18 protein-coding genes are annotated in these 18,857 nt (G+C 63.3%); 13 read left to right on the top strand and 5 right to left on the bottom strand.

Going from position 1 to position 18,857, the window contains the following annotated elements; all coding sequences use genetic code 11:
- The first annotated feature begins 78 nt into the window (after positions 1–78).
- From F6X62_RS12090 to F6X62_RS12065, 6 genes are all read left to right on the top strand, one after another.
- A complete protein-coding gene (locus tag F6X62_RS12090) occupies positions 79–1,272 on the top strand; it encodes a CaiB/BaiF CoA-transferase family protein (RefSeq protein WP_153773632.1) in 1,194 nt (397 codons plus the stop codon).
- Positions 1,269–2,207 carry a hydroxymethylglutaryl-CoA lyase gene (locus F6X62_RS12085; protein WP_063544885.1) on the top strand — a complete coding sequence of 313 codons (939 nt, stop codon included), beginning with the start codon at positions 1,269–1,271 and terminating at the stop codon, positions 2,205–2,207. Before F6X62_RS12090 ends, F6X62_RS12085 begins: the two co-directional genes overlap by 4 nt.
- A gap of 87 nt (positions 2,208–2,294) precedes the next feature.
- On the top strand, positions 2,295–3,626 hold the full coding sequence (locus tag F6X62_RS12080; protein ID WP_063544884.1) for an MFS transporter: 1,332 nt from the start codon (positions 2,295–2,297) through the stop codon (positions 3,624–3,626).
- A gap of 187 nt (positions 3,627–3,813) precedes the next feature.
- A complete protein-coding gene (locus F6X62_RS12075) occupies positions 3,814–4,041 on the top strand; it encodes a hypothetical protein (RefSeq protein WP_153773631.1) in 228 nt (75 codons plus the stop codon).
- A gap of 322 nt (positions 4,042–4,363) precedes the next feature.
- Positions 4,364–5,668, top strand: a complete 1,305-nt coding sequence (locus F6X62_RS12070) for an MFS transporter (protein WP_153773630.1) — start codon at positions 4,364–4,366, stop codon at positions 5,666–5,668.
- A 115-nt stretch (positions 5,669–5,783) separates the two neighbouring features.
- Positions 5,784–6,083: a hypothetical protein gene (locus F6X62_RS12065; RefSeq protein ID WP_054891405.1), complete on the top strand. Its 300-nt coding sequence runs from the start codon at positions 5,784–5,786 to the stop codon at positions 6,081–6,083.
- Between the two features lie 3 nt (positions 6,084–6,086).
- On the opposite strand, the gene F6X62_RS12060 is transcribed toward F6X62_RS12065, so the two are convergent.
- A complete protein-coding gene (locus tag F6X62_RS12060) occupies positions 6,087–7,019 on the bottom strand; it encodes a LysR family transcriptional regulator (protein WP_054891404.1) in 933 nt (310 codons plus the stop codon).
- 116 nt (positions 7,020–7,135) lie between these two features.
- Here F6X62_RS12060 and F6X62_RS12055 point away from each other — a divergent pair, with 116 nt between their 5' ends.
- Positions 7,136–7,399 (top strand): DUF2790 domain-containing protein, encoded by a 264-nt coding sequence (locus F6X62_RS12055; protein ID WP_153773629.1) that lies wholly within the window; start codon positions 7,136–7,138, stop codon positions 7,397–7,399.
- Between the two features lie 3 nt (positions 7,400–7,402).
- Here the strand turns inward: F6X62_RS12055 and F6X62_RS12050 are convergent, their stop codons facing one another.
- The gene (locus tag F6X62_RS12050) at positions 7,403–8,095 is read right to left on the bottom strand and encodes a class I SAM-dependent methyltransferase (protein ID WP_112898240.1); all 693 of its coding nucleotides are present in this window, start codon (positions 8,093–8,095) and stop codon (positions 7,403–7,405) included.
- Positions 8,096–8,223: 128 nt separating this feature from the next.
- Between F6X62_RS12050 and F6X62_RS12045 the strand changes: the two genes are divergently transcribed.
- On the top strand, positions 8,224–8,604 hold the full coding sequence (locus F6X62_RS12045) for a RidA family protein (protein WP_153773628.1): 381 nt from the start codon (positions 8,224–8,226) through the stop codon (positions 8,602–8,604).
- 8 nt (positions 8,605–8,612) lie between these two features.
- Here the strand turns inward: F6X62_RS12045 and F6X62_RS12040 are convergent, their stop codons facing one another.
- The 3 genes from F6X62_RS12040 to F6X62_RS12030 are packed head-to-tail and all read right to left on the bottom strand — an operon-like array spanning position 8,613 to position 11,565.
- Positions 8,613–8,927: a hypothetical protein gene (locus tag F6X62_RS12040; RefSeq protein ID WP_054891400.1), complete on the bottom strand. Its 315-nt coding sequence runs from the start codon at positions 8,925–8,927 to the stop codon at positions 8,613–8,615.
- Positions 8,924–10,270, bottom strand: a complete 1,347-nt coding sequence (locus tag F6X62_RS12035) for an acyclic terpene utilization AtuA family protein (RefSeq protein WP_153773627.1) — start codon at positions 10,268–10,270, stop codon at positions 8,924–8,926. Before F6X62_RS12035 ends, F6X62_RS12040 begins: the two co-directional genes overlap by 4 nt.
- Positions 10,271–10,272: 2 nt before the next feature.
- A complete protein-coding gene (locus tag F6X62_RS12030) occupies positions 10,273–11,565 on the bottom strand; it encodes a CitMHS family transporter (RefSeq protein WP_153773626.1) in 1,293 nt (430 codons plus the stop codon).
- Positions 11,566–11,665: 100 nt separating this feature from the next.
- Between F6X62_RS12030 and F6X62_RS12025 the strand changes: the two genes are divergently transcribed.
- The 5 genes from F6X62_RS12025 (at position 11,666) to F6X62_RS12005 (ending at position 18,823) form a co-directional block, all read left to right on the top strand.
- A complete protein-coding gene (locus tag F6X62_RS12025; protein WP_153773625.1) occupies positions 11,666–12,553 on the top strand; it encodes a LysR family transcriptional regulator in 888 nt (295 codons plus the stop codon).
- A 123-nt stretch (positions 12,554–12,676) separates the two neighbouring features.
- Positions 12,677–14,575, top strand: coding sequence for a Hint domain-containing protein (locus F6X62_RS12020; protein ID WP_153773624.1), 1,899 nt, complete (start codon positions 12,677–12,679; stop codon positions 14,573–14,575).
- Positions 14,562–15,992, top strand: a complete 1,431-nt coding sequence (locus tag F6X62_RS12015; RefSeq protein WP_153773623.1) for a hypothetical protein — start codon at positions 14,562–14,564, stop codon at positions 15,990–15,992. Before F6X62_RS12020 ends, F6X62_RS12015 begins: the two co-directional genes overlap by 14 nt.
- Positions 15,993–16,135: 143 nt before the next feature.
- A complete protein-coding gene (locus tag F6X62_RS12010) occupies positions 16,136–18,136 on the top strand; it encodes a U32 family peptidase (protein ID WP_153773622.1) in 2,001 nt (666 codons plus the stop codon).
- 129 nt (positions 18,137–18,265) lie between these two features.
- Positions 18,266–18,823, top strand: coding sequence for a TetR/AcrR family transcriptional regulator (locus tag F6X62_RS12005; protein WP_153773621.1), 558 nt, complete (start codon positions 18,266–18,268; stop codon positions 18,821–18,823).
- The last annotated feature ends 34 nt before the right edge of the window (positions 18,824–18,857 follow it).

Here is an 18,857-nt window from a genome sequence, read left to right as displayed (position 1 = left end):
TGCCGACACAGGATTGGTGCGTTCCCGGCGCCAGTCGTAGCCTCTACCTCAAAGTCCAAGAACAAAGAGGTACGCACCATGCCTGCCCCGCTACAAGGCATCAGGGTCCTGGAAATAGGCACGCTGATCGCCGCCCCCTTCGCCGCTCGCCTGCTCGGTGAGTTCGGCGCCGAAGTCATCAAGATCGAGGCCCTGGGCCAGGGCGACCCGCTTCGCAAGTGGCGAAAGCTGCACGACGGCACCTCGCTGTGGTGGTACCTGCAGTCACGCAACAAGAAGTCGCTGGCCCTCGACCTGAAGGCCGCTGAAGGCCTTGCCATCGTCAAGCGCCTGCTGGCCGACACCGACGTGCTGATCGAGAACCTGCGCCCCGGCGCGCTGGAAAAGCTCGGCCTGGGCTGGGACGTACTGCATGCGCTCAATCCACGCCTGACCCTGGTGCGGATCTCCGGCTATGGTCAGAGCGGCCCGTATCGCGACCGGCCAGGCTTCGGTGCGATCGGCGAGGCCATGGGCGGTATTCGCTACACCACCGGCGAACAGGGTTCGGCACCGGCGCGGGCAGGCGTCAGCCTGGGTGACTCGCTGGCCTCGTTGCACGCGGTGATGGGTGCCCTGCTCTCGCTGTTCAATGTGCGTGCCAACGGCGGTGTCGGTCAGGTGGTCGATGTATCGCTGGTGGAAAGCGTGTTCAACCTGATGGAAAGCCTGGTGCCGGAGTACGACCTGCTGGGGCATGTCCGCGAACGCAGCGGTGGCGCCCTGCCCGGCATCGCGCCGTCGAACACCTACCGCACCGCCGACGGCGCGTTCGTGGTGATCGCCGGCAACAGCGACCCGATCTTCCGCCGCCTGATGCAGGCCATCGGCCGACCAGACCTGGGCGAGGCCGAGGCCTTTGCCCATAACGATGGTCGCGCCGCGCAATCGGCACAGCTCGACGACGCGATCGAGGCCTGGACTCGCCGCCACCCGATCGACCAGGTACTGGCCACGCTGGAAGCCGCCGAGGTCCCGGCCGGGCGCATCTATTCGGTTGCCGACATCGTCAACGACCCGCACTACCAGGCCCGCGACATGCTGCTGGACAGCCAACTGCCCGACGGCACTCCGCTGCGCATGCCGGGTATCGTGCCGAAGCTTTCGGATACGCCCGGTCGCGTCGATTGGCAGGGCCCGGCGCTGGGCGAACACACCGATGCACTGTTGGCTGGGCTGGGCTTGGGCCCCGATGAGATCATCGGCCTGCGGGCCAAGGGGGTGGTGCAATGATCGACAACAACGCAGACCTGCTGGTGGTGCAGGAGGTTGCCCCGCGTGACGGCCTGCAGATCGAACCGACCTGGGTGCCGACCGAAGACAAGGTCCGCCTGATCGATGGCTTGTCGAAGCTGGGTTTCAGCCGCATCGAAGCGGGCTCGTTCGTTTCGCCCAAGGCCATTCCGGCACTGCGCGATGGTGATGAAGTCTTCCGTGGCATCCAGCGTCAGCCGGGTGTGATCTACGTCGCCCTGATCCCCAACCTCAAAGGCGCCGAGCGCGCACTGGCTGCCGGCGCCGACGAGCTGAACCTGGTGCTGTCGGCCAGCCAGTCGCACAACCTGGCCAACATGCGCATGCGCCGCGAACAGTCGCTGGCAGGCTTTGGCGATATCGTCCAGGCCGTGCAAGGTCGGGCGGTGAGTCTCAACGCCAGTGTCGCCACTGCGTTCGGTTGCCCGTTCGAAGGCGCCGTCGAGGAAGACCTGGTGCTGCGCCTGCTCGACGCCTACCTGGAGCTGGGTGTGCAGGGTGTGACCCTGGCCGATACCACTGGCATGGCCAATCCGCGTCAGGTCGCGCGCCTGGTGCGGCGCAGCCTGGAGCGCCTGCCGGCATCGATGCTCACGTTGCACTTTCACAACACCCGTGGGCTGGGCCTGTGCAATGTGCTGGCCGCCTACGAAGCCGGTGCGCGGCGCTTCGATGCCGCGCTCGGCGGGCTGGGCGGCTGCCCGTTCGCGCCGGGAGCATCGGGCAACATCTGCAGCGAGGACCTGGTCAACCTGTGCATCGAGACGGGCATCCCTACCAGCATCGACCTCGACGGCCTGCTGAAGATGTCGCGCAGCCTGCCTGCGCTGCTCGGCCACGAGGTGCCGGGGCAACTGGTCAAAGCCGGACGCAATTGCGACCTGCACCCACTGCCGGCCGGTTTGCCCGCCTGATTCTTCGCTACACCCAAGGGGCCGTGGCCCCGCCAGACAACAAGAACAACAAGGCCGCCCACAGGGCGGCCCGACTGGAGAACATCAATGACCCTTTCCGCCCTGCCGCTGGGTGCCACCGATGGCGCCGACAGCGAAAAAGCCCTGGTCCGCAAGGTCGCCTGGCGCCTCATGCCGTTGATCATGGTGTGTTATCTGTTCGCCTTCTTCGACCGCATCAACATCAGTTTCGCCAAGTTCCAGTTGCAGACCGACCTCGGTTTCAGCGACACCGCCTACGGCCTGGGGGCGAGCCTGTTCGTGGTGGGCTACGTATTGTTCGAGGTGCCAAGCAACCTGATGCTGTACAAGGTCGGTGCCCGCCGCTGGATCGCGCGGATCATGATTTCGTGGGGCCTGGCCACCGCCGCCATGGTGTTCGTCACCAGCGAATGGCAGTTCTATGCCCTGCGCTTCATCATCGGCGCCATGGAAGCCGGTTTCGCGCCCGGCGTGCTGTACTACCTGACGCTGTGGTTCCCGCAGCATTTCCGTGGCCGCATCACCTCGCTGCTGTTCCTCGCTTCGGCCTTCGCCGGGCTGTTCGGCGCGCCGTTCTCGGGCCTGGTGCTCGGTCATCTTGACGGGGTCATGCAGATGCGCGGCTGGCACTGGCTGTTTCTGCTGGGCGGCCTGCCCTGCGTAGCGCTTGGCTTGCTGGTGCTGACCCAGCTCAAGGACCGCATCGAGGACGCCGGCTGGCTCAGCGACAAGGAAAAACAGTTGCTGCGCTCACGCATCGAGCCGGCGCAGGCCGCTCATGGAAAGGGTTCGTTGCTGCAGGCGATCCGCATCCCCGGTTTCCTGATGCTCGGGTTGATCTACTTCCTGATTCAGATCGCCTCCTACGGCCTGAACTTCTGGGCACCTCAGCTGATCCGCAGCGCAGGGACGGAGAACCCGTCGATGATTGGCCTGCTGACGGCTGTGCCCTATGTCTGCGGGGCAATCACCATGGTGGTGTGTGGCCGGTGGTCGGATGCGACCGGCGAGCGGCGCTGGTTTACCGCCGGGTTGATCAGCCTCGGTGCCCTGGGATTCCTGTGCGCCGGACTGTTCGATGACCACACGCCGTTGTTGATCGTCTCCCTCGGTCTGCTGGGTGCCGGTGTGGTGGCGGCCATTCCGAGCTTCTGGGCGCTGCCGCCGAAGTTGCTGGCTGGCGCTGGCGCCGGGGCTGCCGGTGGCATCGCGCTGATCAATACACTCGGGCAGTTGGGCGGGATCGTCAGCCCGGTACTGGTGGGGCGTATTCGCGATCTGTCGGGCAGCACCACGCCTGCGCTGTATCTGATCGCTGCCACGAGCCTGGTGACAGCGGTGCTGTTGTTGTTCGCCTTGCCGGAAAAACTGCGCACGCGGGACTTGCCGAAACACTGAGGCCATTCGGTTACCAGGTCCGCGGCCATCGCTTGCCTGGCAACCGAATAAACCGCAAAACCAAGGCGACCAACGGTCGAACATCTGATTGTTGTTAATCCTGAGAAAATCCTGGCCCTCCATCCTCTCTCCATCGGCCGCTCCTGCAAGGCCCTTGAAGAATCAAACTACGATGGAGAGTCAAACCATGAAATCCCTGCGCTATGCCCTGGCCCTGCTGGCCGCCACCGCCGTAACCTCCGCCTTCGCCGAGGGCGGCGCCGAGCGCCTGCAGGAACACCATGCCCGCTGGGCCCTGCAACAGCAGCAGAGCAACGACATGGTGGCCAAGCGCGAAGCCGCCAAGGCCGCCCAACAAGACGCCCAGGTCAACAGCAACAGCGGCCAGGACACAGCGGCCAAACCTTCGTCCTGATTCAGCAGAGGGTGCGGCCTCCTGTCGCACCTCAAGGGCTTTGGCAAGTGATGGGGCGCGGGCGTAGAATGCCGCGCCTTTTCGCCCAGTCGCCTCGTACGGTGGCTACCGGCAGCAATGACAACGTCCGTGCCTCAGCCACATCGCGCATGTGCAACAGGCTCAACCGACCCCGCCCGATCTCGTGCCCCGAGTCTGCGGTTGAGTCTTGCCCTGGTCGCATCCCCGCCCTGGCACTTACGTGCAGCCCCACTCCTTCGAGGTCCGGTCAGACACGTGTGGTCGAAGAGGTTCATTCGCTGATCGATCACTTGAGGTACGTATGTCTCCGCGTTTGCTGGCGATGGCGCTGGCACCCCTGCTCGGGCTGTTCATCATTGCCCTGGGCAATGGCCTGTTGTATTCCCTGACCACCCTGCGCCTCGGCGAAGCCGGCGAATCGGCAACGATGATCGGTATCGTCTCGTCGGGCTTCTTCATCGGGCTCACCCTCGGCGCCATCTTCAACGACCGGCTGATCCTGCGCATTGGCCACATCCGTGCCTACAGCAGTTTCGCTTCGCTGATTGCTGCAACCATTCTGTTGCAGGGTCTGTTCGTCGACACCTGGGGCTGGTTCGCCCTGCGCCTGCTCAACGGCTGGGCCACGGTCGGCGTGTTCCTGGTGATCGAAAGCTGGCTGCTGCTGGCCGGTGACGCGAAGATTCGTGGACGCCTGCTGGCCCTGTACATGATCGCGCTCTACGGCGCGGGCGTGCTGGGCCAGGCGATGCTCGGCGAGCTGGTGAGCCTGGGCGCCAGTGCGCCGTTCACCGTTGCGGGCATGCTGGCGGCACTGTCGGTGCTGCCGATCGTGATCCTGCCGCGTGTATCGCCGTTGCTGGAGCAGGTCGAGCCGCTCAAGCCGCGACAATTGCTGGGCGTGACGCCGAGCGGCCTGGTCGGCTGCTTTGGTTCGGGTGTGGCGATTGCTGCGGTATATGCGCTGCTGCCGCTGTACCTGCAGCGTATTGGCCTGGATGTCGGTGAAGTCGGGCGCATGATGGCCTGGGTGATCCTGGGCGCGATGCTGCTGCAGTACCCGGTCGGGCGCTGGTCCGACCGCAAGGATCGCCAGGATGTGTTGATCGCCCTGGGTACGCTGTGCGTCGTGCTGTCGTTGGTCATCCTGCTGTTGCCCTCCACCTCGGCGTGGCTGCCAGCGGTATTGTTCCTGCTGGGCGGTGGCGTGTTCGCGGTGTATCCGGTGGCGGTCAGCCATGCCGCCGACCGCGCGCCGATGGATGCGCTGGTGCCGATGATCCAGGGCCTGCTGCTGATCAACTCGCTCGGTTCGGCGATGAGCCCGCTGGCGATCTCGCCGGTGATGACCTCCTATGGCGAGGCCGGGCTGTTCTGGGCCTTCGCCGTGATCAACCTGGCAATGGTCAGCTTCTTCGTCTGGCGGCGTGGCAAGCGCCCGGCGCCCGAGCATCCGGCCCCCTTCGCGCCTACCGCGACCTTCTCGCCAACCGGCGCCGAGTTGCGCATGACCGAGGAACTGATCCACGCCGCGCAGGATCATCCGCCGATCGTCGATGCCGTTACGGGTGAAAGCGCCGCGCTCGCGCGCTCCGAGCCTGCCTGATCCAAGTGCGCACGTGGGGCTGCAGGGCATCCCCACGACCGCCCGTCGCTCGACGGGCACCCTGCCCTCTGCGCGCAGCCGAACGAAGGACGATCATCCTCGTAGGAGATTCACCATGGCTCACATGCGCCCGCTGTTTTTCTTCCTCGCCCTGGGGCTGGCTTCCAGTGCCAGCTTCGCCGCAACCGACACCAATCACTCCGACCACAAGGCCCCCGCCACACAGGGCGAGACCGCCGGCGACGGCAGCAGCGTCAACAGCCCTGGCGGCAGCAAGGGTAACGACAGCAGTGATACCGGCAGCAACGCCGACGCGGCCGACGGCAGCACCGGTGGCTCGAGCAGCACTGGCGAGGCTACCGGCAGCGGCGCAGGGGCAACCGGTGGCAGTGCCGAGGATCAGGACAGCCGGTAAGCCCTAGCGCCAGCAGCGTGGGTCATCCACCAGCCGCTCATGCGCCTGGAACAGCACCGGCAACTGCTCCTTGAGAAAGTCCAGCCAGGTACGCACCTTGGCATCGAGATAGTGCCGCGACGGGTAGATCGCATAGATCTCCCGTTGCCGCAACCGATGCGGGGCTAGCAGTCGGCAAAGGCGCCCGTCCTCCAGTGCCTGGCTGGCCGAGTAATAGGGCAACAGGCCAATGCCCATGCCGAGCTCGGTCGCCTTGACCATCGCATCGGCCACATTGGTGAGAAAGGTGTCCTGGGGGGAAATCACGCAGCTGTCCGGCGCGTCACCGAAGGGCCAGTCCTCCTCGAACAGCGGATCGACCGTGCGCAGGCAGACATGCTCGTGCAGGTCCTCGGGGCGTTTGGGGACGCCGTGACGGGCCAGGTAGTCGGGGGATGCACACAGCACGCTGTAGATGCTGCCCAGCGGGATGGCGATCAGTTGCGAGTCCGGCAGGCCCTGGCCGATGGCAATGACCACGTCATGCCCTTCGGCGAGCAGGTCGGGATTGCGCTGGGACAGGGTAAGCTCCATCACCACTTCACGGCACGAGGCGTTGTAGCGTGCCACCAACGGCATCATCAGCAGACCCAGACCATGACTGCAATGCACGCGCAGGCGTCCGCGGGGCGTGAGGTGGGCGCCGCGTGCTTCGTCGAAGGCCTCTTCGGTCAACAGCATGATCTGGCGCGAGCGTTCGAGAAAGCGCTCCCCCGCCTCGCTCATGCGCAGCCGCCGGGTGGTGCGATGCAGCAGGCGAGTCTGCAACTGGTTTTCCAGTTCGGCGACGATCCGCGACACCTGCGCCGCCGAAATGTCCAGCGCATTGGCGGCTGCGGCGAAGCTGCCGCACTCCACGACTCGGGCGAAAGTGCGCATTGCGTGCAGCATGTCCATGAAGTGACGCTCCAGCGTGATTCATACCTTGAAGGCAGGAATCTATCACGGTCCAGCCCATTTATTGTGAAACACCAATGAATGGATCATGAGGGAAACCTCATCTGGAGTTCATCATGAAACGCTCGATCGCCGTACTTGCGCTGTGTAGCGCCCTCCTGCCCATTGCCGCCTTCGCCGAGCAGCCTCGCACGCCGTCTGCCGAGGGGCAGGTTTACGAATACGGTATGCCGCTGGATGTCGCCAAGGTGGTGTCGATCACCCCGGCCAGTAACGCTGCCGATTGCCAGGTCGGCACGGCGCACATGGTCTACGTTGACCACCAGGGCCAGACTCACAAGATCGCCTACCGCGAAATGGGCAACTGCTCGCAGCAATGAGCCTCAAGCCAGCAACTGGTCGATCCAGTCGATGTGCATCGCAAAAGCCCGGGCCTTGTCCTGAGGCACTTCCCTGGCCCGTTCGAAGTTGGCCAATGCCTGTTGACGCTGGCGCCGCATGCGCTGCCACTTGTTGACGAACGCCGCGCTTTTCTCGCGCATGAGCAAGGGGCCGAACAATAGCTCCTGCGGGCTGTAGCGCACCGAGTCGGCCTGCTCGGCGACGATGATCTCGTAGTCGAAGCGGTTTTCTCGCAGCACCTCTTCGCTGACAATCCGATAGCCGTTGTCCATCAACCACTGGCGCAGCGGTTGTTCGCCGCCATTGGGTTGCAGCACCAGGCGCTGCCCATCCTGCAACCTCGCCTTGCCTGCCTCGAGGATCTCGACGATGGTTTCCCCGCCCATGCCCGAGAGGCTGATGGTGTCGATGCGATCATCGCTTTCGATGGCGGCCAGACCGTTGGCCAGGCGCACGCTGATGCGCGCGTCCAGCCCGTTGCGGCGCACATTGCGCCGGGCTGACTCGCAAGGCCCTGCCGCCGCCTCGCCCGCGACTGCGGCCTCGATGGCGCCACGCAATACCAGGACCACCGGGAGAAAGCCGTGGTCGGAACCGATATCGGCCAGGCGCGCCCCTGGCGGGATGTGAGCCGCCACGCGTTCCAGCCGCTGCGACAATGTCTGTTCGTTCAACGCCAACCCCTTGCATGAGAATCGGCGCGATTCTGAAGGCCGGGGCGCGTCATTTCAATGCATTTGCGACCGGGGCCGCGGCTCGCGTAGGCTTGCGCTTTCACTTCCAAAGCAAGGCAGAGTCGTTCATGGCCCAGACTGGTATCACCTTCATCCCCGATGCGGACGCCGCGTCCATCTCCTCCGATGTCGCCGAATACAACGGTATCCTGGTCACCACCCAGGTCCCGGTGCGCGCCGATGGCGAGCTTGAGCTGGGCGATATCGTCACCCAGAGCGAATGCACCCTGCAGGCACTCAAGGACGCGCTGGAGCGTGCGGGCAGCTCGATGGACCGCGTGCTGCACCTGACCATCTACCTGACCGACATGGCCGATCGTGCGGCATTCAACGAGGTGTACCAGCGCTTCTTCGCCAAGCCATGGCCAGTGCGGGCGGCGGTGGGCGTGGCCTCGCTGGCGTTCGAAGGGATGAAGGTCGAAGTGACGGCGATGGCGGCCAAGGGCTGATAGCAGAGCTAGACCTCCATCGCCAACAACGCCGCCCCCAGGCACTTGCCATGGGCATCCAGCGCCAACGAGCGGGTCACGCCACCGCGCAATAACCCCGGCAGCACGAAGTTCAGGGCCTTGAGTTGCGGCAAGTCATAGCGACGTACAGGCCCTGCGCTTTCATCGCGAAGATGGGCGAACCACGCTGCCACCCGTTCAGCTGTCAGCTCCCGCTCAAGCAGCGGGTAGTCCTCGTCCCGATACGCGATCAGCGAGATGTTCGAGGTGTCGCCCTTGTCCCCGGTACGGGTGTGGGCAAGTTCGTGCAGTCGGCGGGTCATGGGCATTGCTCCAGGTGGACTTGAGGTTGCGCGAGTTCACGCGGCAGGTAGAGGCTGGCGACGGCCAATACTTCGCGGACCTGGCGAGTGGCCCCGCCACCGCCAGCCGGGCCATTGGTGTAGAGGGTCTCGACCTCGTTGGCGACCGCCTGCGCCGCTTCCCGGCTCGGGCAACGCGCCGCAACCCGCAGGCGTACCTCCCAGGGTTCGCCGCCCGTGCCGAAGTCGCTGGCGTGCAGCGAATCAACCCCCATCAGCTCGCAGCGCAGTTCTTCGACGGCGACGCCCGTCAATGCCAGGCGTTCCTCGACGATCCGCCCGGCCAAACGCGCCCGCGCCACGGCGTTCGGGCCGCCGTAGGACATCTGCCCTTCGCCGATCCAGCCATCCCGATAGCCCACGGTAACCTTGAGGTGCTGCGGGCGAGCCGTGCCTTCGCCACCACTGACGCGCACCTGATCCTTGCCGCAGGCCTGCAAGTGCACGCCCGAAAAGTCGGCCGTTACATCCGGCGTCAGATACCGACGTGGATCGTGTACCTCGTACAGCAGTTGCTCGGTGCACGTCGCGACATCGATGCGACCGCCACTGCCGGCCACCTTGCCGAGCGTTGCCAGGCCTTCGCTGTCGATATCGGCGAAGGGGAACCCCAGCCGTGCCAGGTCGGCCACATCCTTCATGCCGGGGTCGGCAAAGTAGCCGCCGCTGACCTGCCCCGCGCATTCGAGCAGGTGCCCGGTCAGCGTCCCTCGGCCACGGCGGCGCCAATCGTCGGCAGGCCAGCCAAAGTGATGCACTTGGGGGGCAAGGAACAGCGACGGATCGGCGACACGGCCGGTAATCACCACATCAGCGTCCAGAGCCAGCGCCTGGACGATCCCTTCGATCCCCAGATAAGCGTTGGCCGAGACCAGCCGCTCACCCAACCCGGCCACCGTCAGGCCATTGTCCAGCGTCCATTCCGGGTGCTGGCGCAGCACGTCGAGCACATCGTCACCTTCCACGGCCGCGACCTTCAGCCCCTGCACCCCGAGTTCAGCCGCGATGACCGACACTTGTCGCGCGGCGCCACGCGGGTTGGCTGCGCCCATGTTGGTGATGATCCGCAGTCGCTGCCCGCCGCGGCGTACGTAGGGCAGCACCGCCCGCATGCGCTCGGCCAGCAACGGATCGAAGCCGGCACGAGGGTCAGCCAGTCGGGCTTGCTGGGCCAGGGCAATGGTGCGTTCGGCCAGGCACTCGAAGACCAGGTAGTCCAGCTGCCCATCCCGGGCCAGTTCCACCGCAGGCTCCAGGCGATCGCCGGAATAACCGGCACCGGCGCCAATTCGCAAAGTGTTCATGTTCAGAAGACTCCAAGTGCCAGCGCGGTCAGGGTCATCAGCACCGACGCGGCGAACAGAAATGGCAGGGTGAAACGCTGGTGATCGGCAAGGTCAAGCTTGCACAGCCCCACCAGCAGGAAAGTCGCCGGGGTCAGCGGACTGACCGGGAAGCCGGTGGTATGGACCCCGAGCAGCGACGCCTGGGCCACCTGCACCGGGTCCACGCCCAGCGAGCGGCCGACTTCGGCAATCACCGGCATGACCCCGAAGTAGAACGAGTCCGGGTCGAACAGCAAGCTGAGCGGCATCGACACGAAGCCCACCAGGGCAGGAATCAATCGCCCGTGCCCCGGCGGAATCTGTTGCACCGCCACCTCGGCCATGGCCTTGAGCATGCCTGTGCCCTGCATGATCCCGGTGAACACCCCCGCGGCAAGCAGGATGCTGGCCATGGTCAGGGCAGTCTTGGCGTGCGCGTCGATGCGTTCGCGCTGCTGGTCGACACGCGGGTAGTTCAGGCAAAGCGCCGCGACAGTGCCGAGCATGAACATCACCACGGGGTCGACCCAGCCGGCGATCATCACCGCCATCACCACCACGGTAAGCAGCAGGTTCGGCCAGAACATGTGGGTACGGCGCAGGGCCTGTTCATCGGCGCTCAAGATGCGCTGCGGTGCCGCGCCGGCATCGGCGCCGGCCATGAGCCCCAGGCGCTTCTCTTCACGTCGGCCCAGCCAGTAGGCACAGCCGAAGACGAACAGCAGCCCCACCACTTGCACCGGGATCAGCGGCTGGAACAGCTCGGCCACCGGCACGTGCAGTGCGGCGGATGAGCGCAGCACCGGGCCGGTCCAGGGCAGGAAGTTCACCCCCGCCGCCATCGCCGCAACGCAGGCCAGGACCCGCCGGTCGATGCCCAGGCGCGTATACAGCGGCAGCATCGCTGGCACCGTGACGAGGAACGTCACCGCACCCGAGCCGTCCAGGTGCACCAGCAACGCCAGCAGCGCGGTGCCGCAGACGATACGGGTCGGGCGGGTGCCGACGGCGCGCAGGATGCGGTCGATGATCGGGTCGAGCATGCCGGCATCGGTCATCACCCCGAAGAACAGGATGGCGAAGATGAACATGCCGACCACCGGGGCGACATTCTTGATACCCGTGAGAATGAACCCGCTGGTCTGCAGGCCGAAGCCCGCGAGCAAGGCAGCCACGACGGGAAAGGCGATCAGCGCGACCAGGGGCGAGATGCGCTTGCTCATCACCGCGATCAGCAGGGACAGAATGGTAATGACGCCGTAGAGGGCGAGCATGGGGTTACTCCGGCTTGTTTTTGTTGTTGCGCCGAGTATCAGGAGAGGTCCGGTAGCGTGTAAATTGCAATTTAAAGCCACGCACATTCGAAAAAACAAAATGAAGAATGCCCTGCAGCATATTCGTGCCTTCATCACCGTTGCCCAACGCGGCAACTTCGCCCGCGCCGCCGACGACCTGCACCTGTCGCCCTCGGCCCTGACCGTACAGATCCGCCAACTCGAGACCTGGCTGGGCGTCGCCCTGCTCGAACGCAGCCCTCGGCACGTCACCCTCACGGGCGCAGGGCGCGAGGCGCTGCCGGCGATGGAGAAGCTGCTGCTCGATCTTTCCAACATCGTCAGCGCCAGCCAGGGCTTGGCGGCGGTGCGTCGCGGGGTGGTCACCGTGGCTGCCCTGCCCTCGTTGTGCGCCGGGGCGCTGGCCGAGCGGCTGGCAGTGTTCCGCCAGTCGCATCCCGGTGTCGAAGTGCGCCTGCGCGACCTGGTCGCCGAGCGCATCGTCGAGCGCGTGCGCGAAGGCGATGTAGATTTCGGCGTGGGTGTGCGCAGCCAGTTCGGGCATGGGTTGGACTTCACACCGTTACTGAGTGATCGCCTGTGCCTGTTTGTGCCCGCCGGGCACCCGCTGGCCACCGGCCCCGTCAGTCTGCAAGCCCTGGACGGCCTGCCGATGATCCTCACCGGGCGCGACAGCAGCGTGCGTGCGCAGATCGAACAGGTATTCCGCGCGCGCGGGCTGGTGTTGCAAGCGGCCATGGAAGCCAACTACATGTCGACGGTATTGGCGCTGGTGCGCAATGGGTTGGGCGTCACGCTGCTGCCGGAGTCGGCGGACGACGGTACACACAGGTTGCTGCGCAGGCCCTTGGAAGCGCGAGGTCTGGAGCGTGAAATCGGCATCATCACCCGCACAGAATGCAGCCTTTCGCCAGCAGCTTCGGCCTTGATCGATTGCCTTGGTGATCTGTCTGGCACAGACGCGTGACCTATCATTTTTGCCAGTTGTCGACGAGCGCGGAACCTCAGTAGGTTAGATCTCAACAATGTTGTCCGAAACGGCGATGTCGTGTGTTGCTGTTAAAGGATCTAACCCGAGGGAGCAACGACCATGGCGAGTAAAGCACCGACCTCAAGTAGTCTATTGGCCGCATTATTTTTATCGTTTTCTGCACTTTCCTCCGCCTGGGCAGCCGAGGTTACCCCTGATGAAGTAAACGAAGAGAACGCCTTGGCGACAGTTGAAACATTGGGGCAGGAATTGACCAAGGATCTCACCCCTGGCGTCCTGTATCAGTTGGACTGGGGCAACCCCAAGCATTATGCGTTCTACAAGGCTCAACAACTCCAGGCAGGGAATACAAAAGCACATGCGCCCGAACTGTTCAGGCGCATGGAAGCTGCGCATGAGCAGCGGGTGAAAGCGCTAGCGGTTTCCGGCGCAAAGGCCAATGTCGTAAAACCGGTTGATTTCCCCGAGACGTCCAGTAATGCCGACGCCCCTTTGGAAGATCTTCAATTCATCTCGGAGCTTTCGCGCTCGACCGCCACGGTCAATAGTCCAGCGATCACGTACCAGTCTGAAGCTATTTCCTCACTCGTGAACGGCAGCGTCGCGAACATTATCACACTCGTTATGTATAACGACTTCACGGGGGAGTTTGTTGCCTCGCAGACAGATACTGACCTGACGAGTCTTCCTGACTTCCGCGTTAGCATGAGTGCCACGGTGGAGTCGGCAGTTCCCGTTAGCGCTGTCGCTATCTTCAACGTGGTCCCCAAAGACCCTGACGCTGAACTTCCACAGCCTCTCATGATGAAGGCACTCAGTTCAACGGGGCTCGTTGACGCTTGTATGACAGAGCCCAGGCCCTGCGAAAGAGGCGCCAATGGTCAATGTGTCGCTGCTTCTGCATCGACTGAAGCCTGCAGCAATAAACTCGCTGACAAAGATAAACCCATCTTGATGTGCTGGAACCGCCTCAGCCGCGAAGAGTGCGATTATTGGGCAAGCCAGAACAAGCCTGTCAACTATGTAATTCCCGTCTCGGGCTACGCCGTCACCGAGGAAAAGACCGGATCCACGCTCACTGGTGCTACGACGATCTATTTACAAAGTCTGGCCGGAGGGGGATGCCGGGTGTACTCCAAAACGGGGGAAAATTTGGACGATTGGACATCTGACGGTAACGGAAAGATGAGTTTCCAGTACGCTGCCGAAACGTTCAAACGTAATCCGTCCTGCTTGACCAACAACAAGGACTCAATCGTCAACTTCTGGATGACCAACAACGTAATCCTCCCAGGAACACCAGACGACCCCTCGCCACGAAACGTAACGTTTGTATTTACCAGCGATACTAGATCCGCTGGACAACCCGGCAGGGAGATCATCCCTCAACTCCGCATCATGGAAGGTTGTGTCGCAGGGGGCACATTGATCACCCTGGCGTCGGGCAAGACCAAGAAGATTGAAGATATCGTTTCGGGAGACCAGGTGAAGACACCTGCTGGCGTGCGCACCGTCAGTGAAAGAACCACGGGTACAGAAAATGAATTCATGCTTGAGATACGCACTACCGGCCAGACCCTCCATGTCACGCCCACCCATCCCATCATGCGAGCGATTCAAGTCGGGAGTGCCGTGAGAAATGTAGAGGTACAGGCACGGGAAATCCATCCAGGCGACAAGTTGGCCGTTGAGGGTTCTCCGGTTACGGTGACGCGCGTCGACTATGTCGAGGCTCACGCAACTCCTGTATACAACTTGCAGTTCAAAGGTGGCGTCGAGGGCAGTTATTATGCCAACGGCATTTTGTCGGGTAACCTCGCGACGCAAAATATGCTGGCAGATCTCAAAAACAGAGCGCCACTTCTCAGCCCAGCGCAACAGCGAGCAAAAGTTCATCCTGCGTTCTTGACCGATTACGATAACCAGCAAAAACAAAAGGCGCAGCGTTCCTCTGACAAAAGCGGTGCTTCACAGGAGGTCGACAATGCTGCGCGATAACGATGCACCCAGGCCCACCATCGTCCGGGCGGTTTACGAGGCAGACTGCCTGAGCGTGGCATGGAACCCTCTCGAGTGGGTCAAGCCCGCGGGTTGGGTGATCACCTTGTGCCATCAGGACGCACGTGGCTGGACATCATTGAAACATCAGTTCATTCCAGACGGCGCGGCCACCGCCGGCATATTGCCGCTGGCCGGCCCCCTGAGCGCGATGCGTGAATATCGCGTCATCCTGATGGCGCTGCTGGAGCAGGGGGAATCAAGGAGCAGTGCCCCACTGCCCCTGGCAACCCTCCAGCCGGTCCTGCACTCGGCGATATACGATGGCGAGGCCCTGCACATTGATTGGCAGCCCTCCAGCCAGGCTCTCCTGGGCTATGAGATCGTCGTGTCATCAACGGTCAGCGGCACGACATTCGTCATTCCAGTCAGCGGAACAGACAGCGCCTGTGCTGTCGTGAGCAATTCGCAACTGGACGGGGGGCTAGGCAATAACCAAGGCTGGACAGTCGGTGTGGAGGCTGTGGCTTGCGAGCGTACCCGCGCCCGATCGGAGCTGATTCATTTCCCGCCATCCATGAACCCGCCGAATCTGGAGCAGAGCCCGCTTTATCGCGGTGGAAACCGCATAGCAGTAGCATGGTTTACGCTGGATCCCACAGAGATCGTGCAATACCAACTGAAGCTGCACAGTACGCTTACCGGCAAGCATTACGAAATGAGCCTGCCCATGGAATACGAGTTCGCCGACTTTCCACTGTCGTCGCCACTGCCGGAATTCGATGAGCTCACCTTCACCCTCACGGCCCTGACCGCAAAAGGTGCAGGCATCAGGACCACGCCTTTGCGCGTTGTGGCAGCCAGGCCCGAAATCACTTCAGTGGTGTTGGACAACGAGGGCGTCGATGTGGCCTGGAACATGTCGAACAGTCTGCAGTTCACTCACTACATCGTGCAGGTGTTTTCGCCAGAGACCGGCACGGTCGCCGCCTCTGCGAGCGTCGATGCCCCTCGGACCCAGGCGCGCTTGTCGTTGAAAGCGCCGCTCAGGACCGACAAGAAGTGGGTGTGTCAGGTCATTGCTTATCCTGGGTCTGGGATAGGTACAGAAGGCGATTGGGTGCCGATGATCACGGGGGCTCCACGACTTGCCCTGCTCCGGCCGAGAGTGGGCGTCGTGGATGTCACTTGGTCGCCTCCGGAGTCGGTGGTGTCGCCTGAAGGCACATGGGTATCGATTATTCGCGCAGGGAATGTCATCAGTCAGGACCGGGTCGCTGGCTGCAGTGCCCGGATGATGATTCCAGTGCTTGATGCGAACCTGGATCAATTGCTGAGCGTACAGCTGACGCCCATCTGTGGGAAAGCCTCCAGCAGGACGCAATGGCAAACCGAGCAAACTGCTCCGGCTCGCTGAAAGGTGTGGGCGCAGACGGGCCTGCTTCGAGGGAAGCGGGCCCGTCGCTGCAAGTACGCCCATCTGGAACGTCACGGGTGCCTGCGCGGCAATTCATCGCTACAATGCCGCCCTAAACCGTGACAGCCCGAACCTATAACGACATGTCCCTTCCAAAGAATCACCTGGAACTGCTCAGCCCTGCCCGCGATGTGGCCATCGCCCGCGAGGCCATCCTGCATGGCGCCGACGCCATCTACATCGGCGGCCCAAGCTTCGGCGCGCGGCACAACGCGTGCAACGAGGTCGGCGATATCGCCGAGTTGGTGGAGTTCGCCCGGCGGTATCACGCGCGGGTCTTCACCACGATCAATACCATTCTCCATGACAATGAGCTGGAGCCTGCACGCAAGCTGATCCACCAGCTGTACGACGCCGGTGTCGATGCATTGATCGTCCAGGACCTGGGGGTGATGGAGCTGGACATCCCGCCGATCGAGCTGCATGCCAGCACTCAGACCGACATCCGTACGCTCGAGCGGGCCCGGTTTCTCGACCAGGCCGGTTTCTCCCAACTGGTGCTGGCGCGTGAACTGAACCTGCAGCAGATCCGCGCCATCGCCGCCGAGACCGATGCTGCCATCGAGTTCTTCATCCACGGCGCCTTGTGCGTGGCCTTCTCCGGCCAATGCAACATCTCCCACGCCCAGACCGGTCGCAGCGCCAACCGCGGCGATTGCTCGCAGGCCTGTCGCCTGCCCTACACCCTCAAGGACGACCAGGGCCGGGTGGTCGCTTTCGAAAAGCACCTGCTGTCGATGAAGGACAACAACCAGACCGCCAACCTGCGCGACCTGGTCGACGCTGGCGTGCGCTCGTTCAAGATCGAAGGGCGCTACAAGGACATGGCTTATGTGAAGAACATCACCGCCCACTACCGCAAGGAGCTGGATGCGATTCTCGAAGATCGCCCGGACCTGGCCCGCGCGTCGAGCGGTCGCACCCAGCACTTCTTCGTACCCGATCCAGACAAGACCTTCCACCGCGGCAGCACCGACTACTTCGTCAGCGACCGCAAGATCGACATCGGTGCCTTCGATTCGCCCACCTTCACCGGCTTGCCGGTAGGTGTGGTGGAAAAGGTCGGCAAGCGTGACCTGGAGGTGGTGACCGAGGTGCCGCTGACCAACGGCGACGGTTTGAACGTGCTGGTCAAGCGCGAAGTGGTGGGCTTCCGGGCCAACATCGCCGAGCCGCGTGGCGAGTTCGAGGAAGACGGCCAGACACGCTACCGTTATCGCGTCGAGCCCAACGAGATGCCCGAAGGCTTGCACAAGCTGCGACCGAACCACCCCCTGTCACGCAACCTCGACCATAACTGGCAACAGGCGCTGCAACGCACCTCCTCCGAGCGTCGCGTCGCGGTTCAGTGGCAGGCCGTGCTGACCGAGCAACGCCTGGCGCTGAGCGTCACCAGCGAGGAAGGCATCACCGTGCAGGTTGCCCTGGACGGCCCGTTCGGCGCAGCCAACAAGCCGCAGCAGGCGCTGGATCAGTTGCACGACCTGCTGGGCCAACTGGGTACCACCCAGTACCACGCCGAGGCCATTGAGCTCGATGCCCCGCAGGCGTATTTCATCCCCAACTCTCAGCTCAAGGCCCTGCGCCGTGAGGCTATCGAGGCGCTCACCGAGGCGCGGGTCAAGGCGCACCCGCGCGGCAGCCGCAAGGCCGAGACCAGTCCGCCACCGGTCTATCCCGAAGCGCACCTGTCGTTCCTGGCCAACGTCTACAACCAGAAAGCCCGTGACTTCTATCATCGCCATGGGGTGAAGTTGATCGATGCTGCGTTCGAGGCTCATGAGGAACACGGCGACGTGCCGGTGATGATCACCAAGCACTGCCTGCGCTTCTCCTTCAACCTGTGCCCCAAGCAGGCCAAGGGCGTTACCGGTGTACGAACCAAGGTCGCGCCAATGCAGCTGATTCATGGCGACGAAGTGCTGACCCTGAAATTCGACTGCAAGCCGTGCGAAATGCACGTGGTCGGTCGGATGAAAGGCCACATCATCGACCTGCCTACCCCCGGCAGCGCGGTGAGCCAGGTGGTTGGGCACATCAGCCCGGAAGACCTGCTCAAGACCATCGTGCGCGCGCCGCACTAGCCTGGACCCGGGCTTTTTCAATCGCTCGAGCCAGAAAAGTCTCACATGAGGCATTTTCATCTCGAAAACATTGAACAGCCCGGTATTTTCTGCACAATGGGTTCCATGCGATCCACGCGAGGAACCCAGATGCAACCCACCCCCCACGACGAACGCCTGCTCAAGGCACTTGCCCACGCCATCGTCGTCCAGCCGCGCGCCACGCTCAAGGAGCTGGCCGAGACCGCCGGCATCAGCAAGGCCACCCTGCACCGCTTCTGCGGTACCCGCGACAATCTCGTGGACATGCTCGAGAAGCACGGCGAGCGCGTGCTGAACCAGGTCATCGAAGAAGCCGACCTGGCCAACGCCGAGCCGCTGCAGGCGATACGCTACCTGATCACCGAGCATCTCAAGCACCGCGAGATGCTGGTCTTCCTGATGTTCCAGTACCGCCCCGACACCTTGCTCGGCGACGGCGATGACCGTCGTTGGGACACCTACACCCAGGCCATGGATGCATTCTTCCTGCGCGCCCAGCAGATGGGTACGCTGCGCATCGACATCAGCGCCGCGGTATTCACCGAGATGTTCCTGACCATGATCTTCGGCATGGTCGACGCCGAACGGCGCGGCCGTGCAGCCAGCGCCAATTCGGCGCAGGCACTGGAGCAGTTGTTCCTGCAAGGGGCCAGGGTCCAGGCCTGAGGACTGGCAAAAAAAGGCCCCAGGACACAAGGTC

This window comes from Pseudomonas sp. MNR3A (assembly GCF_009650575.1).
Classification (GTDB): Bacteria; Pseudomonadota; Gammaproteobacteria; order Pseudomonadales; family Pseudomonadaceae; genus Aquipseudomonas; species Aquipseudomonas machongensis.
This window is presented reverse-complemented; position numbering and strand designations above follow the sequence as displayed.